The sequence below is a fragment of the Pseudonocardia xinjiangensis genome (genome assembly GCF_050948425.1).
GTDB lineage: Bacteria > Actinomycetota > Actinomycetes > Mycobacteriales > Pseudonocardiaceae > Pseudonocardia > Pseudonocardia xinjiangensis.
On sequence record NZ_CP192009.1, the window covers coordinates 5,351,261 to 5,367,050 of the forward strand.

Below are 15,790 nucleotides of genomic sequence, written 5' to 3' on the forward strand. Positions count from 1 at the left end.
CCGGGTCCGTCAGATCCCGGAGCGCCACACCCACCGGTGCCGATGGTCATGACCGGCGGCCCGAGCGGTCGCCGGGCGGCCCGCGCGTCGCGCTCAGCGCGGTCCGGCGCCCGGACCAGGTCCGGAGCGCGCGTAGCGTCGAGGCGTGGCATCCGGAGTGGTCGCGGCGCTGGCGTATGCCGGTCCGCCGCCGTTGACGCTGGCACGAACGTTCACGTCCTGGCGGTTCACGCCGGGGGTTGCGGCGACCGTGGCCGCACTCGGCGGCGGGTACGGGGTGGGCTTGCGCAGGCGGCCGGCCGCGGCGGAGGCATGGCCGCGGGGCCGGACCGCGTGCTTCGCCGCCGGGGTCGTGGTCATCGCCCTGGTCGGGATGTCGTTCCTCGGCGTGTACGACGACACGCTGTTCTGGGTGCGGGCCGTGCAGAACATCGTGCTGCTGATGGTGGTTCCGATGCTGCTGGCGATGGGGGCCCCGCTCACGCTGCTGCGCGACGTGCTGCCCCCGCCGGCACGCACACGGCTCTCCCGGGTCATGCACAGCCGCGGCGCCCGGGTGGCCACGTTCCCCCTCGTCGTGACCGTCGTCCTGACCCTGCCGCTACTCGTGCTCTACCTCAGCCCGCTGTACGAGAAGACGCTGCGCAGCGCCCTGGCCAGCGCGGTTGCCGGGCTGGTGCTGGTGGTCACCGGGTTCATCTACTTCTGGACCAGGTTCCGCATCGACCCGGCCCCCCGGGCGGATCCCTACGGCGTGACGCTCGCGATCACCATCGTGGAGATGATCGGCGACGCCGTGCTCGGCGTGGTGCTCTGGCTGGGCCCGCTGGTCGCGGCCGGCTACTACACGGCCGTCGCGCGCGACTGGGGACCGAGCCTGCACGTCGACCAGTGGCTCGGCGCGGGCGCGCTCTGGATCGGCGGCGACGTGGTGGGCCTGCCCTTCATCGGGGTGGTGGTCGCGCGGATGCAGCGCGAGGACCGTCAGCGCGCCGCCGTGATCGACGCGGAGCTCGACGAGCGCGACGCCGCCAGGACTGCCGCGGTGCCCCCGTCCGACGACGAGGCGGACGCGGACCGCCCGCGGCTGTGGTGGGAGGACGACCCGGAGCTGTCCCAGCGGTTCCGGCGGCAGTGACGGACCGCCGAGCGCCCCGCCCCCGGAACCGCAGAGATCATCACAGCCGCCGCGGAACGATCCTCGTCTCGCTCACCGAGCCGTCGGCGCCGCGCTCGACCCGGTAGGCGAACGCGTCCGGTCGATCCGCGACCGCCTCGATGAACTCGGTGCCCCGGTAATGGACGCCGACGCCGTTGTCGGTGGCGAACCCGGCGCCGAGCGTGCCGTTCCCGATCAGCTCGTGGAACAGCGGCCTGCGCCTCTCCTCGGCGTCGTAGTGCACCCCGTTCGAGTACGGCAGGAAGCCCAGCCCACCGGTGATCGGCGCCAGCTGCGGCCCGAACGAGTCGGTGGTGCCGCCGTCGTGCCAGCAGATCGACCCGGCGGAGACCCCGCCGAGCACCACCCCGGCCTCCCAGCACTCGCGCAGGATCCGGTCCAGGCCGTGCACCCGCCAGACCGCGAGCAGGTTGGCGGTGCTGCCGCCGCCGACCCAGATGACGTCCTGGGAGAGCAGGTGCGCCCGCACGTCCTCGACGTTCGGCATCCCGAACAGGGCCAGGTGCGAGGTCTGCACGTCGTGCGCGGCGAACGCGCCGTAGAACGTGGTCAGGTAGGTGATCGCGTCGCCGGAGGCGGTGCCGACGAAGCAGAGCCGCGGGCGTGCGGACGGCCTCGCCAGCTCGAAGGCGTACGGGAAGATCGGACCGGGCTCGCAGTCGATCTCGTTACGGTTGCGGGGGGCGAAACCGATCGAGGTCGCCAGGATGGTGGGGGCGTCAGCGGTCATGCCGTGATCGAATCACCACCCCGGACGACCGGCCCGCCGATTACCCGCGCGCTCCGGCGAGGTAGGTCTCGCGCAGCCGGTGCTTGCGCAGCTTGCCGGTGGCGGCGCGCGGGAGCGTGTCGACGAAGTCGATCCTGCGCGGCACCTTGTAGTGCGCGATCCGCTCCCGCAGATAGGCCAGCAGCTCCCGTTCCAGGTCCGGGCCCACCGCCACCTGAGGAGCAGGCTGCACGACGGCCATCACCTGCTCACCCATCTCGGGGTCGGGGATGCCGAAGACCGCAAGGTCGAGCACCGCGGCGTGCAGCGCCAGTGCGTTCTCCACCTCCTGCGGGTAGATGTTCACCCCGCCCGAGATGATCGTGAAATCGGCGCGGTCGGTGAGGAACAGGAAGCCGTCGGCGTCGACGTATCCGAGGTCGCCCGCCGTGCCCCAGTTCTCGTGTTCCGGGTGCCGCGCCTGACGGGTCTTCTCGGGGTCGTTGCGGTAGGTGAACGGGAACGCGCGCCGCTCGAAGTAGACGGTGCCGACCTGCCCGGCCGGCAGCTCCTCGCCGTCGTCGCCGCACACGTGCAGGACACCGAGCACCGACCGCCCCACCGACCCGGGCCTGCGCAGCCAGGTGGCGGAGTCGATCATCGTGAGGCCCAGCCCCTCGCTGCCGGTGTAGTACTCCTCCACCAGCGGGCCCCACCACTCGATCATCTTGCGTTTCACCTCGACCGCGCAGGGCGCCGCGGCGTGCACGGCCACCCGGTGCGAGGACAGGTCGTGGGCGAGCCGTTGGTCGTCGGGCAGTTTGAGCATCCGGACGAACATCGTCGGCACCCACTGGCTGTGCGTCACGCGGTACCGCTCGATCGCGGCGAGTGCGGCGGTCGCGTCGAAGCGCGGCATGACGACGACGGTCCCGCCCGCCTCGTGCACCAAGCCGGTGAAGCGCAGGGGTGCGGTGTGGTAGAGCGGTGCGGGCGAGAGGTAGACGGTGTCGCCGGCGATGCCGTATCCGGCCCCGAACAGCCGCTTCAGCGGGTTGACGTAGGCGTCGACCGGCCGGCCCGGCAGCGGCACGGTGATGCCCTTCGGCTGCCCCGTGGTGCCCGAGGAGTAGAGCAGCTCGGCACCGCGGGTCTGGTCGGCCGCCGGCTCGGGCGACGCGCCCGCGAGAGAGGCGACGATGTCGTCGTAGCCCGCCACCGGGCCACCGACCGCCAGCCGGATCGCCACCTGCGGCGTCCGTCCGAGCAGCGCGGTGGCGATCGCGGCGACGCCGGACGAGACAACCAGCGCCTTCGCCCCGCAGTCGTTCACGATGTGGACGATCTCCGCGGCCGTCAGGTGGTGGTTGAGCGGGGTGAAGTACAGGCCGCTGCGCATCGCGGCCCAGTAGACGACGTGGAACTCCAGCCGGTTCTCCGCGAGCAGGGCGACGCCGTCACCGGGCCGCAGGCCGGCCTCGCGCAGCACGTTCGCCAGCCGGACGGAGCGGTCGTCCAGCTCGGCGTAGGTCAGAACCGCACCGCTGTCGGACATGATCACGGCCGGTTTGTCGGGAGTGAGCGTGGCGAAGGTGCCGGGGAACACCTGCCTCCCTCGGGGGATCGAGAACTGCGGGTCCTGCCGACGACAGGAACAGTCACTCCTGACTGTCTCGGGCCACGCTACCGGGTGCCGCAATTCGGACATCCGGGGGCCCGGACAGCCGCCGACGGGCGACTCGACCTCCCGAAACGGGCGACTCGCGGGGGTCGGGGCGCTCAGAAGGGTGCGTCGTCCTCGTCGTCGGGCATCGCGGGGAGCCGGGCGAACGGGTCGAGCCGCGCCGCACCGTTGGTGCTCGCCGCGCGCTGGGGATCACCCGCCGACTCCGACAGCCGGGTCGCCCACGCCGGGAACGGGAACTCGACGGCCAGCGGTACCGGGATCTCCGGCTGCGACACGAACATCGTGCCGGGCTTCGCGAGCGTGGCGCGCTGCCGCTGGGACGGGGGCAGGAAGCCGTACTCCGGGCGCCCGGCCTCCGCCGGGTCGAGCCTGCCGACGACCTTGATCGACGAGTTGGAGACGATCCGCCGCTCCACCTCGCTCGCGGTCTGCTGCGCGCCGATCAGGATGATCCCCAGCGAGCGGCCGCGCTCGGCGATGTCGAGCAGCACCTCCTTGATCGGGCTCGACCCTTCGCGCGGCGCGTACTTGTTGAGCTCGTCGATCATCGTGAACAGCAACCCACCCGGTCCGGCGGCCTCCTTGCGCGCGGTCTCGGACGCCAGCACCACGCCGACGACGAACCGCTGGGCCCGCTCGGGCAGGTTGTGCAGGTCGACGACCGTGACCTGGTGCGCGTCGGTGCTCACGCGGCGCCCCGGCGCGTCGGTGAGGTCGCCGCGGACGATCGAGCGCAGCGGCTTGAGGCTCGAGCGCAGCCTCCGCAGGAACGCGTTGATCGTGCCGGTGCCGGTGACCGGGCCCGCCCAGTCGCGGCGCTCGTCCTCGTCGGTGAGCCGGTCCGAGACGAACTCGACGAGGTCGTCGTAGGTGCGCAGCACCTTGCCGCCCACCGCGATCGCGCCGTCCCCGACGGGCGTGGCCTCCCGCCGCAGCCGGGCCGCGACCTGGTGGATCACCATCGTGTACTGGTTGCGCTCGTCCTCGGCGTCGGCGAAGACGTACGGGAGGAGCTCCTCGGTGCAGAACTCCGCGAGCGTCCACCAGAACGCGGTGACGCCGCTGGTCCGGCCGGTGACGTGCGGGCGACCGGAGAGGTCCTCGGGCGTGGGCGGGGCGAAGAAGCCCGCCGAGGCGAACGGCGCCGCGAGCAGGCCGAGCTTGGCGTACGCGGCGCGCAGGTCGTCGTCGAGACGGTTGTTGGGCTGGTCGAGGAACAGCAGGTCCTCTCCCTTGACGCTGAACACCAGGGCCTTGGCGTTGACCGAGCGCCGCCCCAGCACGCCGCTGCGGAAGATCGAGTACAGCAGGAAGAGCGCGAAGCTCGTCTTCGTGGCGACGCCGGAGATGCCGCTGATCGAGACGTGGCCGCCGCGCGTGCCGTCGAGGAACTCCAGGTTGACGTAGATCGGTTCGCCGTCGCGGCCGAGCCCGACCGGCACCTTCAGGGCCATCTGGTCGAAGTAGAGCGCCCGCGCGCGATCCTCACCGGTGGCGCGCCGGACGAGCGAGCCCGGCGTCGGCGGGACGTAGCACTCCGGCTCCACCCGCGTGGTGGTGATTTCGGCGACCTCCTGCACCTGCGCGGGCAGCACGCCGTCGGCGATGAGGAAGACGTCGGAGCCGAACGAGGCACCCTCGTGCCGGGCCCGCACCTCGGTGACCACCCCGGACGTCAGCACCGGGCCGATCCCGGGCACCGGCCGGACGGTGACCACGACATCGTCCAGCTGCAGGTACTGCTCCTGAGCCAGGGCCACGCTGAACAGCAGCGGTGTGGAGTCCTCGGTGCCGACGACGCGGCCGACAGGCGCTTCCTCGGACACGACCCCTCCTCGTCACTGCTGGTGGGACCCTAACCGGCCACACCCGGCCCACGGGCGGGGGGCCGGGGCGACGCGCCGCTCGGCCCTACCCGCGGGCGGTCACCCGTGGTCGGGCCGAGCCGGGCGGGTCAGCTCCGTGATCCGCGACCGGGCGCCCGGGTACCGGTCGAGGAGGACGGCGCGGTCGCCCAGCCGGAAGCCGGCCCAGTCGAACGGCGGCGCGGTGGTCGTGCCGACCAGCGACCACTCCCCCTCCGGGCTGGAGCCCTGCCAGGTTCCCGCCGCCACCACCACCTGCGGCCGCTGCCCGGCCTCGAGACCGGGCCCGAGCACCGGCTCCTCGATCCCACCGCCGGGGTGCAGCAGGAGCAACCGGAGGGGCGATCCGGCATACCAGTGGTAGGTCTCGGTGGCGTCGAGGCGGTGCAGCGCCGAGAACGCGGGCGCGAGCAGCAGGTAGTAGATCGCGGCGGAGTGGGCGTCGAGGTGGGTGCGCCGGAACAGGCCGCCCTCGTCGGGCAGCGGTTCGAGCCCCAGCAGCGCGGCCACCCGCTCGCCCTCGGCGCGGCTCACCACGCCGCCGGAGAGATCAGGCAGGGCCGGGTCGCGACGTGGGAGCACAGGGGAAGTGTGCCCGTTGCTCCGGACGGGACCGCCCGACGGACACCGCACGCTCCCCCACCGTGGACGCCGTTGGTCACCCGGTGTAGTTGCGGTGGCCCGATCCGCACGTTCGGACGAACTGCGGGGTGTCGCAACCGCCCCAACAGCCGAATAGGCCGACCACTACTAGTCTTAATGCGCCGGATACGTCACTCACCATTGACGGGACTCGCCGCCGCGACAAGTCCCCGGCACTTCGCACGCACATGCGACTGCACGTGCGAGTACTATTCGTGTCACTCACAGGGGTAGGGGGTAGGGGAATGGCTGCTGGCGAGCTCGATCGGCTCGCAACAGGCCTCCTCGAAGGGCTGGGCAAGGAGTTCTGGGGGTTCGCGCCTCATCTCGCGGCCGCCACTGTCGAGCAGCTGGGACCGGCCCGGGCGATGTCCTGGAGCCTGAGCAGCGTCCACCGTTACGACCGCACTCTGCGCGCCTTGGGGCCGTTGCGAACGCAACTGGTCTGCACGACCATCTCCCTCTACAACCGTTGCCAGTACAACGCCTACGGCCACGCGTACGCGGCCGAGCTGATCTACTTCCGGAAGCGGGGCCGGCTGTTGCCGGTCGACCCGACGACCCTGTCCGGGTGGATCGACCTGTCCCCCGGCGAGCTGCGCGACCGGCTGTGCGACCTCCTGCAGCACGCCGACCTGCACGTCGAGGTGATCTGGATCGACCGCACGCTGGCTCTCGCCGCGGGCGAGCAGGAGCCTGTCGACCAGGACGAGGCCCGGATCGCCCACCTCGTCCGCCTGTTCTCCGTGCTCGACGCCGTCGCCGTCCTCGGCAAGCTCGAGCCGGACGAGGCCCACGACCCGATCAACAAGGACACCGCCCTCAAGGCCAAGCACGCGGCGCTGCGCGGCTCCCTGGCCTGAGCGGAGTCGGTAGCCATGCCGACCGCCAACGGTCTTCGCGCGGGAACCCGCACCGGTGGCGCCATCTCCCCATATCAGCGCCCGGCGGTTGCGCCGGCGCTGACGGCCGCGGCGTACCTCGTCGTCTCTCTCGCCGTGCACCGCCGGGTACTGGGCGACCTCGGCGGCTCCACCACCGGGTCGACCTCGGCGGACGCCCACCTGTTCGCCTGGTGGCTCAACTGGTTCCCGTGGGCGGCCGGCCACGGCCACGAGCTTCTGTTTACCGCCCACCAGAACTATCCGGGCGGCGTTAACGCTATGTGGAACACCTCGGTTCCACTGCTGGCGTTCCTGCTGGCGCCGGTCACCTTCACCGCCGGACCGGTCGTCTCCTACAACATCGGAATGATTCTCGGGCCGGCGGTTTCCGGCCTGGCTCTCGTGCTGGCGCTGCGCCCGTATGTGGCTCGATGGCTGCCGCGCTCAATAGCCGGTCTACTGTATGCGTTCTCGCCATTTGTCGTCGCGCACGGTTCGGTCGGCCACCTCAACCTCGTGTGGGCGGTGTTACCGCCCGTCCTCCTCTGGGCGGTACACACTCTCGTCGTCGTTCCGACCGCCCATCCGGCACGCGCCGGAGCGCTACTCGGTGTCGCGTTCGCGGTGCAGACCGGGATCTACTCCCAGACGGTCGCCCTCGGCGCGGTGGCGCTGGTCGTCGTCGCCGTCTGCCTGGCGGTCCGCCGGCCGCAGCTCGCCGTCGAGCGGCTCCCGGGAGTGGCCAGAGCCGTGGCGGCGTGCCTCGCGACGTACGTGGCGCTGTGCGCGTATCCCCTCTACCAGCTCCTCGCCGGGCCCAACCGGCCCCGCGTCCAGATCCGGGACCCGGCCGTGACCGGTGCGGACGCGGCCAACCTCCTCGTACCGACCCACCTGGCCGCGCTCCGGGGCGGCACCGGGCCGCTCGCCGACCAGCTCCGCTCGCACGCGGGTGAGCAGGGCGGCTACCTGGGCGTGGCGCTGCTGGTCGTCGTACTGGTGGCGATGGTGAGCGTCCGGCGGCCGCTGGTGCGGATGGTCGGGGCCATCGGGGTGGTGCTGCTCGTGCTGTCCTTCGGGGTCGGTCTCGTGGTGCTGGACCACGACACCGGGATCCCGCTGCCGTGGCACCTCGTCGAGCGCGTGCCCATCCTGTCCGAGATCGAGCCCGTCCGGTTCCAGGTCTTGGTCGCGCTGTGCGTGGCCCTGCTGGTCGCGGTCTGGCTGGACCACCTGGCCGACAGGCCGCCCGGCCCGCGCCGCACCGCTGCTGTCGCCGCCACCCTGCTGGCCGCCGTCACGTGGCTCCCCTCCGACTCCCAGGTGGCCGTACCCGCGGCGGTCCCCACGTTCTTCACGCGCTCGGCCCAGCAGCAGCTGGTCGCCGACGACGTGGCCGAGACGGTCCCGACGATCACCGGAACCTGGATGGGCGGGGCCGAGCCGCTGCTGTGGCAGGCGGCGAGCGGCATGGCCTACCGCACGATCGGTGGCTACTTCATCGGGTCGGACCTGCGGCACGACCTGCTCCTCGAGGCGCCCACCACCCTCTACCAGCGCGTTGCCACCGAGATCACCGCCGACCGCACGACGTCCATGGCCGGCGCCGGTTCGGCGGCGCGGCAGCTGCGCGCCGCAGGGGTGACGGTCGTCCTCGTCGTCGACCGGCCGGCTGTCGGCGCGCCGCTCCTGGAGTGGACCCGCCGCGTGACGGGAACCCCCGGCCGCCGGGTCGACGACGTCTGGCTGTTCCGGATGGCGCCCGTCGCCGCCGGTCCGCACTAGTCCGGCCGGGGCGCACCGCCACCGTCGCGCGGGTGCAGCAGGCCGGTCAGGACCACCTCGATGAGGTGCTGCAACGACGGGGTGAACTCCAGCCGCGTGTGCTCGAGCCGGGGTTCCTCCGCGTACAGCGCCACCAGCGTGGCCGGCGGATGGGTGGCCTGCCACAGGCCTGCGGCGACGGCGCTGACCGCTCCCACCAGGTCCCGGACGTCGTCGTCGGTCAGGTCGGGCAGCACCCGCCGGATCAGCACCTCGGCGTCGGCGAGGGCGGCGAGCGCGGCCAGCTTGAAGTTCCGCACCGCCTCCAGCGACACGTTCCGCTCCAGGGTGAGGGACGTGTGGGTCATCAGGTCGCAGAGCAGCGGCCGGGCGGCGAGGGTGCGGGCGACCACCTCCGCCACCCCGGTGACCGACCCGACCGGCAGCCGCGCCAGCTCGTCGCGCATGCCGTCCACCCAGTCCTGCCAGCCCTCGGCCGTGAGATGGAGGTAGATCTCCTCGCGGGTCTCGAAGTACCGCAGCAGCGCCGACTTGTGCACGCCGACCTCGGCCGCGATGTCCGCGAGGCTGACGTTGCTGACGCCCTTGCGTTCCGCCTGGGACCGGGCAGCGGCGAGGATGGCCTCGTAGCGCTGCTGCTTGTGCTCGGGGCGGCGGGCCCGCCGGAACGGGGCCCCGTCAGTCCCCATGAGCCCTCACAGCAGCTTGTCCAGCGTGATGGGCAGGTCGCGGACCCGCTTGCCGGTGGCGTGGTGCACCGCGTTCGCGATCGCCGCCGCGACGCCGGTGATGCTCACCTCGCCGATCCCGACCAGGCCCAGCGGCATCGTGGGGTCGGGCTCGTTCAGGTAGTACACGTCGATCGGCGGGATGTCGGCGTGCACCGGAACGTGGTAGTCGGCGAGGTTGGCGTTCATGATGCGCCCGCTGCGCGGGTCGACGAGGCTCTCCTCCTGCAACGCCATGCCGATGCCCATCACGATCCCGCCCCGCAGCTGGCTGCTCGCGGTCTTCGCGTTGATCACCGTGCCGACGTCGAACACCCCGAGCCAGCGCGACACCCGCACCTCACCGGTTTCGGGGTCGACCCGGACCTCGCAGAACTGGGCGCCCGACGCAGCCTTGACCCAGCGCCGGTTGTCGAGCACGAACTTCGTCAGGAACCGCGCCTGCCCGACGATGCTGCCCAGCCGGGTGTCGGAGCCCACCGCGGCGTCGACGGACACCTGGGCCGCCCGCCCGAGGATCGCCGCGTAGGACTCCCCGCGCGCGTCGGCGGCACGGTAGAGCCCGCCGTCCCTGGCCCGGACGTCGGCCAGGCGCTGCCCGCGCAGCGGCGACTCCGCCGAGCGCGCCGCCAGTGCCAGTACCGACCGCTTCAGCTTGTCGCACGCCTCCACGAGGCTCGCGGCCACGCTCGCGGTCTGGCCCGAGCCGCCCGCACCCGGTCCGGTGGGGAGTGCGCTGTCCCCGTACTCCACGGTGACCGCCTCGAACGGCACGCCGAGCGCGTCGGCGGCGATCTGCGCCTGGGCGGTGGCCCCGCCCATGCCCATCTCGTGGAACCCGCACCGCACGAGGACGGTGCCGTCGGCCGCCAGCCGGACGGTGACGTTGGCCAGGAACTGCCATGCCGGGTGGTACGCCGACGCCACACCCATGCCGACCAGCCACCTCCCGTCCCGCATCGAGCCGGGCTGCGGCGTCCGGGCCGACCAGCCGAACAGCTCGGCTCCGCGAGCGTAGGCCTCGCGCAACGCGCGGTGCGCGAACCGCTTGCCGTCGATCGGGTTCCGCTCCGGCTCGTTGCGCATCCGCAGCTCGATCGGGTCGACCCCCACCTCGTAGGCCAGCTCGTCGACTGCGGCCTCGAGCGCGAAGGTGCCGATCGACTCGCCCGGAGCGCGCATGAAGGTGTTGGGCAGCACGTCGAGCGCGACCTGGTTCTGCTGCACCAGGATGTTCTCGGCGTCGTACAGGTGCCGCGTCTGGGACGTCACCTGCTCCGGGCCGCCGCCCACCCGGCCCACCCGCGTGACGCTGGTGTGGATCAGGGCGGTCATGCGGCCGTCGGTCTCCGCGCCGATCGCCACCCGCTGCGTCGACGGGGTGCGACCGCCGACGGTGCGGAAGACGCCCTCGCGGGTGAGCATCATGCGGACCGGACGGCCGGTCACCCGCGCCGCCAGCACGGTGAGGATGGTGCCCGCCCAGACCGTCGTCTTGCCGCCGAACGCGCCCCCGACGAACGGGGCGATCACGCGCACCGAGGCCGGGGGGACGTCGAACCTCCATGCGAGCTGGTCACGCACCCACGCGACGTTCTGGGCCCCTTCGTGGACCACGAGGGTGTCGCCGTCCCACACGGCCGTGGTCGCGTGCGGTTCGAGTGCGTTGTGGTTGTGCCCCGGTGTGGTGAACCGCAGGTCCACCGAGACGGGCGCGGCGGCGAGCGCAGCCACCGCGTCACCCTTCTTCGCGCCTCCCGAGTCGATGGGGCTGCTCTTCTGCGGCGTCGCGTTGCCCTCCGCGGCGGCGAAGTCCACCGTCGCGGGCAGCTCCTCGTAGGTGACGGCGACCAGCCCGGCGGCCTCCTGCGCGGCGTCGAGCGTCTCGGCGACGACGACGGCCACCGGCTGCCCGTTCCAGTGCACCTCGTCGGTGTTGAGGTAGTTCACCGACGTCGCCGAGGCGAGGGTGCTCAGGTTCATGTAGTTGACGGGCCGGGGTGGCTTCATCGGCGGCGCGTTGAGGTGCGTGATCACCGAGAGCACGCCGTCGACCGCCGACGCGGCGGCGGTGTCGATGCCGGTGATCCGCGCCCGGCTGACCGTCGCGTACACCAGCGCGGCGTGCGCGAGGTCGGCGTAGGGGTACTCCGCGGAGAAGCGGGCGGCGCCGCTCGTCTTGGCCGTGCCGTCCACGCGGTCGACGGGCCGGCCGACGAGGGAGCCGGGCGTCGCGGTCAGCGGACGGTTCTCCACCTGGGTCATGCCGCGCCCCCCTCGGTGAGTAGCTGCCGGAACACCGCGACGATCGACCGCTGCGCCAGCTCGATCTTGAACGTGTTGTGCGGCTGGGCGACGGCGGGCGCGAGCTCGGCCGCGGCGGCCAGCCGGAACGACTCCTCCGTCGGCGCCGCCCCGAGCAGCAGGCGCTCGGCCTCGTGGGCCCGCCACGGCTTCGCCGCCACGCCACCGAGCGCCAGCCGGACCGCGGCCACCGTGCCGTCGCGCACCTCCAGCGCGGCGGCGACCGACACGAGCGCGAAGGCGAACGACGCCCGGTCGCGCACCTTGCGATAGCGCGACGTGGCGGCCACCGGCAGGGCCGGCAGCTCGACGGCGGTGACCATCTCGTCCGCCGCGATCTCGGTCTCGACGTGCGGGGTGTCGCCCGGAAGCCGGTGGAACCCGACGAGCGGGATCCGCCGGACGCCCCGCACGCTCTCCACCTCGACGACGGCGTCGAGCGCGGCGAGGGCGACGCACATGTCGGAGGGGTGGGTGGCGATGCAGCTCTCGCTCGCGCCGAGCACGGCGTGGTTGCGGGTGAACCCGTCGAGCGCGTCGCAGCCGCTGGCCGGTTCGCGCTTGTTGCAGGCGGCCGCGAGGTCGTAGAAGTACGGGCAGCGGGTACGCTGCAGCAGGTTGCCGCCGACCGTCGCCATGTTCCGCAGCTGCCCCGACGCGCCGGTCAGGATCGCCTGGGCCAGCACCGGGTAGCGGCTGCGGACGAGCGGGTGCGCGGCGAGGTGGCTGTTGCGCACCAGAGCGCCGATCCGGAGCCCACCGCCGGGCAGCTCCTCCACCCCGGTCAGGGCGATGCCGGTGATGTCGATGACCGTCTCGGGCTGCTCGATGTCCTCGCGCATGAGGTCGACGAGGTTCGTGCCGCCCCCGATGAACTTCGCGCGGGGCTCGGACGCGATGGCGCGGACCGCGGTGGCGACGTCGGGTGCGCTCACGTAGGCGAACGACCTCATCGGACGGTCTCCAGCACGTCGTGGTCACCCGGGTCACCCGAGGCGACGTCCTGGATCGACTCGACGATCCCGTTGTACGCGCCGCAGCGGCACAGGTTCCCGCTCATCCGCTCCCGGATCTCGGCCGCCGACAGCTCGACGTCGGCCGCGAGGTGCTCGGTGACCGCGCTGGGCACGCCGGCCCGGTGCTCGGCCAGCATCCCGATGGCCGAGCAGATCTGGCCCGACGTGCAGTAGCCGCACTGGAAGCCGTCGTTGCGGATGAAGGCCTCCTGCAGCGGGTGGGCCTGCCCGTCGGCCGCCACCCCTTCGATGGTGACGACCTCGCGGCCCGCGTACTGCACGGCCAGCGCGAGGCAGGAGTTGATCCGCTCACCGTCGACGAGCACGGTGCACGCACCGCAGGCTCCCTGGTTGCAGCCCTTCTTCGTGCCGGTGAGGCCGAGATGGTCGCGCAGCGCGTCGAGCAGGCTGACCCGCGGCTCCACCTCGAGTGACCGCACGGCCCCGTTGACCCGCATCCGTACCTCGACCACGTGATCCTCCGTCCGTCCCTGAGCTCGACGCGGCGAAGTTAACACTACGGCGTATACATAACAAGAGAACGGTGGTGACTTAACTCGTCTCGGGGGTCGCGGCTCAGGCGGGCAGGCAGACGAACTCGACGGCGACGTCGAGCGCGCGCCGGTGCAACCCGTCGAGATCGTGCATGGCGACCACGGGAACCCGCGCATCGAGCAGCAGGGTCCGACACAACGACGAATGCCGCCGGAGGGCGTGGGTGGCCCGCAGCTGCTCCAGCATCTGGCCGGTGAGCGCATCGAGCCGCGTGCGGATCGCCTGCAGGTCCGGCGGGGCGGTGGGGGCGAGATCCGGGTGGGCCCGCCATCGGCCCAGCATTCCGCGCTGCACGACCTTGCTGGCGTCGATCTGGCTCCGGAAGAACCGGACGGTCATCTCCCGGTCCAGCCCCATCTGCGCCGCTCGACGTCCGGCCTCCGCCAGTACCTGCCGCTCGCGCAGCGGGTCCTCCACGGGCGTCCCCGTCCAGAACTTCGTCGCCGCGACCTCGTCGCTCACGAGAATGCGCTGAACGGCCAGGTCGACCAGCGAACCGAAATCGGCGAGCTCGACAGAACTGTCGACAGACATGACGGAATCCTTACTGCATCTTGACGTGCGCTTGAGATTCGGCGCCGATTGCCGCGGCGGACCGCACACCACGCCGGGCAGGAATCGGGCACCATCGCATGTTAGCGTCACTAAGCAGATCAGAATAATCTCGGGTAAGGTGACTCACGAGATTCTGCGGGGCGCGCCCTCAGCAATTCGGAAAGGCGCAGGCCATGGCGGCAGCGAACGCACCGCCCGGCAAACTCCCAGATCGCGGCGCGTGCCACTGGGCGGCACGACGGTCCCACCGACCCCCCGGCGTCAGCCCGTCACCCGGCCGCGGGTGAACGTGTCGGCGTTCCGGTTCGCCGGGAAGATCCCAGAAGACCCCGCCGCCCGCGCCGCCCGGGAATGACGACGGTTCCGACAGCAGCCGGTTTCGACAGGCGGGACCCGGAAACGGCTGGGGCACCTCGAACGGAATGCGTGAGGACACCGGAAAACAGCGATGCCCAGCGAACCCCGGAGGGATCGCTGGGCATCCGGCCTCGTCGGCCTCGGATCACCGGCCGCCGGCGAGCCGCACGCTCCGCGCAGCGCCGGCCTCGAACGCCGCGTCCTCGGCATCGAGATCGGACCGCGAGGTCTCCTTCGCCACCAGCACGCACAGCACCGTGATGGCGAGGGCGACGGTGGCGTAGATCGACACGGCGAGCCCACTGTCGTACTGGCTCAGCAGGGCCGTGGCGATGATCGGCGCCAGCGCGCCGCCCACCACGCCGGCCAGTTGGTAGCCCATGGACGCCCCGCTGTAGCGCACCTGCGTCGGGAACATCTCCGCGATGAACGAGGCCTGCGGCCCGTACATCGCGGCGTGGAACACCAACGCCACCACAGCGGCCAGGACGATCAGCAGGAAGTTGCCCGTGTCGAGCAGCGCGAAGAACGCGAACGTCCAGATGGCGGCGCCGACCGCCCCCGCCAGGTACACCGGGCGCCTGCCGATCCGGTCGGACAGCGAGCCGAAGAACGGGATGAAGACCACCTGGCACGCCGCCGCGATCAGCACGGCGTTGAGGGCGTAGCTCTGCGGCAGCTTCAGGTACGTCACGACGTAGGTGGTGATGAACAGGACGAAGATGTAGAACGCCACGTCCACCCCGACGCGGGCACCGACGGCGAGCAGCACCTGCCGCGGGTAGCGCTGCAGCACGTCCACGATCGGCGCGCGGGCCTTGACCTGCTTCGTCTCGACCTCCCGGAACAGCGGGCTCTCGGCGACGGTCAGCCGGATCCAGAGACCGACCAGCACCAGCAACCCACTGAGCAGGAACGGGACGCGCCAGCCCCAGGACATGAAGGCGTCGTCGCCGGTGACCCCGCCCATGAGCGACAGCACCCCGTTGGCGAGGAGCAGGCCGATCGGCACGCCCACCTGCGGCCAGCTCGCGTTGAGCCCGCGCTTGGTGGGATCGCCGGACTCCAGGGTCATGAGGACGGCGCCGCCCCATTCCCCGCCCAGCCCGAGCCCCTGCAGGAAACGCAGCAGCACGAGCAGGATCGGTGCCCACACCCCGATCGTCTCGTAGGTGGGCATCAGCCCGATCGCGAACGTCGCGACGCCCATCAGCAGCAGCGTCGCCACGAGGACGTTCTTGCGTCCCACCTTGTCGCCGTAGTGGCCGAAGACGATGCCGCCCAGCGGGCGGGCGACGAAACCGACGGCATAGGTCGTGAAGGCGAGCAGGGTGCCGACGAGCGGGTCGAAGCTCGGGAAGAACAGATGGTTGAACACCAGCGCGGCTGCGGTGCCGTAGATGAAGAAGTCGTACCACTCCAGTGATGTGCCCACGAGGCTCGCGACGACGACCCGGCGGACTGAGGACGGTTGCCGAGCGGCTCGTTCTCCGGAAGCTGCTGACATCGGATCTCCTCGGCCT

13 protein-coding genes are annotated in these 15,790 nt (G+C 71.8%); 3 read left to right on the forward strand and 10 right to left on the reverse strand.

Annotated features, from left to right (window positions below; translation table 11 throughout):
- Window positions 1-145: 145 nt before the first annotated feature.
- Window positions 146-1,138 (forward strand): cytochrome c oxidase assembly protein, encoded by a 993-nt coding sequence (locus ACQPZA_RS25285; protein ID WP_433274364.1) that lies wholly within the window; start codon window positions 146-148, stop codon window positions 1,136-1,138.
- Window positions 1,139-1,178: 40 nt separating this feature from the next.
- Here ACQPZA_RS25285 and ACQPZA_RS25290 read toward each other — a convergent pair whose 3' ends face one another.
- From ACQPZA_RS25290 to ACQPZA_RS25305, 4 genes are all read right to left on the reverse strand, one after another.
- The gene (locus ACQPZA_RS25290) at window positions 1,179-1,910 is read right to left on the reverse strand and encodes a Type 1 glutamine amidotransferase-like domain-containing protein (RefSeq protein ID WP_433274366.1); all 732 of its coding nucleotides are present in this window, start codon (window positions 1,908-1,910) and stop codon (window positions 1,179-1,181) included.
- 40 nt (window positions 1,911-1,950) lie between these two features.
- Complete coding sequence (locus ACQPZA_RS25295; protein WP_433274368.1) at window positions 1,951-3,495, reverse strand: acyl-CoA synthetase; 1,545 nt, start codon at window positions 3,493-3,495, stop codon at window positions 1,951-1,953.
- A 173-nt stretch (window positions 3,496-3,668) separates the two neighbouring features.
- Entirely contained in the window at window positions 3,669-5,402 is a 1,734-nt protein-coding gene (locus tag ACQPZA_RS25300) for an ATP-binding protein (RefSeq protein WP_169398199.1), read from the reverse strand.
- A 99-nt stretch (window positions 5,403-5,501) separates the two neighbouring features.
- The gene (locus tag ACQPZA_RS25305) at window positions 5,502-6,023 is read right to left on the reverse strand and encodes a cupin domain-containing protein (RefSeq protein ID WP_433274370.1); all 522 of its coding nucleotides are present in this window, start codon (window positions 6,021-6,023) and stop codon (window positions 5,502-5,504) included.
- Between the two features lie 305 nt (window positions 6,024-6,328).
- Here ACQPZA_RS25305 and ACQPZA_RS25310 point away from each other — a divergent pair, with 305 nt between their 5' ends.
- Complete coding sequence (locus ACQPZA_RS25310) at window positions 6,329-6,946, forward strand: hypothetical protein (RefSeq protein WP_433274372.1); 618 nt, start codon at window positions 6,329-6,331, stop codon at window positions 6,944-6,946.
- A 15-nt stretch (window positions 6,947-6,961) separates the two neighbouring features.
- Window positions 6,962-8,752, forward strand: a complete 1,791-nt coding sequence (locus tag ACQPZA_RS25315) for a hypothetical protein (protein ID WP_433274374.1) — start codon at window positions 6,962-6,964, stop codon at window positions 8,750-8,752.
- Here the strand turns inward: ACQPZA_RS25315 and ACQPZA_RS25320 are convergent.
- The 6 genes from ACQPZA_RS25320 to ACQPZA_RS25345 form a co-directional block, all read right to left on the reverse strand.
- Entirely contained in the window at window positions 8,749-9,441 is a 693-nt protein-coding gene (locus tag ACQPZA_RS25320; RefSeq protein WP_433274376.1) for a TetR family transcriptional regulator, read from the reverse strand. The genes ACQPZA_RS25315 and ACQPZA_RS25320 overlap by 4 nt on opposite strands.
- A 6-nt stretch (window positions 9,442-9,447) precedes the next feature.
- On the reverse strand, window positions 9,448-11,745 hold the full coding sequence (locus ACQPZA_RS25325) for a xanthine dehydrogenase family protein molybdopterin-binding subunit (protein WP_433274378.1): 2,298 nt from the start codon (window positions 11,743-11,745) through the stop codon (window positions 9,448-9,450).
- On the reverse strand, window positions 11,742-12,737 hold the full coding sequence (locus ACQPZA_RS25330; protein ID WP_433274380.1) for an FAD binding domain-containing protein: 996 nt from the start codon (window positions 12,735-12,737) through the stop codon (window positions 11,742-11,744). Before ACQPZA_RS25330 ends, ACQPZA_RS25325 begins: the two co-directional genes overlap by 4 nt.
- Window positions 12,734-13,273, reverse strand: a complete 540-nt coding sequence (locus ACQPZA_RS25335) for a 2Fe-2S iron-sulfur cluster-binding protein (RefSeq protein WP_433274382.1) — start codon at window positions 13,271-13,273, stop codon at window positions 12,734-12,736. Before ACQPZA_RS25335 ends, ACQPZA_RS25330 begins: the two co-directional genes overlap by 4 nt.
- Window positions 13,274-13,376: 103 nt before the next feature.
- Window positions 13,377-13,889: a gamma subclass chorismate mutase AroQ gene (gene aroQ / locus ACQPZA_RS25340; protein ID WP_433274384.1), complete on the reverse strand. Its 513-nt coding sequence runs from the start codon at window positions 13,887-13,889 to the stop codon at window positions 13,377-13,379.
- Window positions 13,890-14,412: 523 nt separating this feature from the next.
- A complete protein-coding gene (locus ACQPZA_RS25345) occupies window positions 14,413-15,774 on the reverse strand; it encodes an MFS transporter (protein WP_169397751.1) in 1,362 nt (453 codons plus the stop codon).
- Window positions 15,775-15,790: the final 16 nt, after the last annotated feature.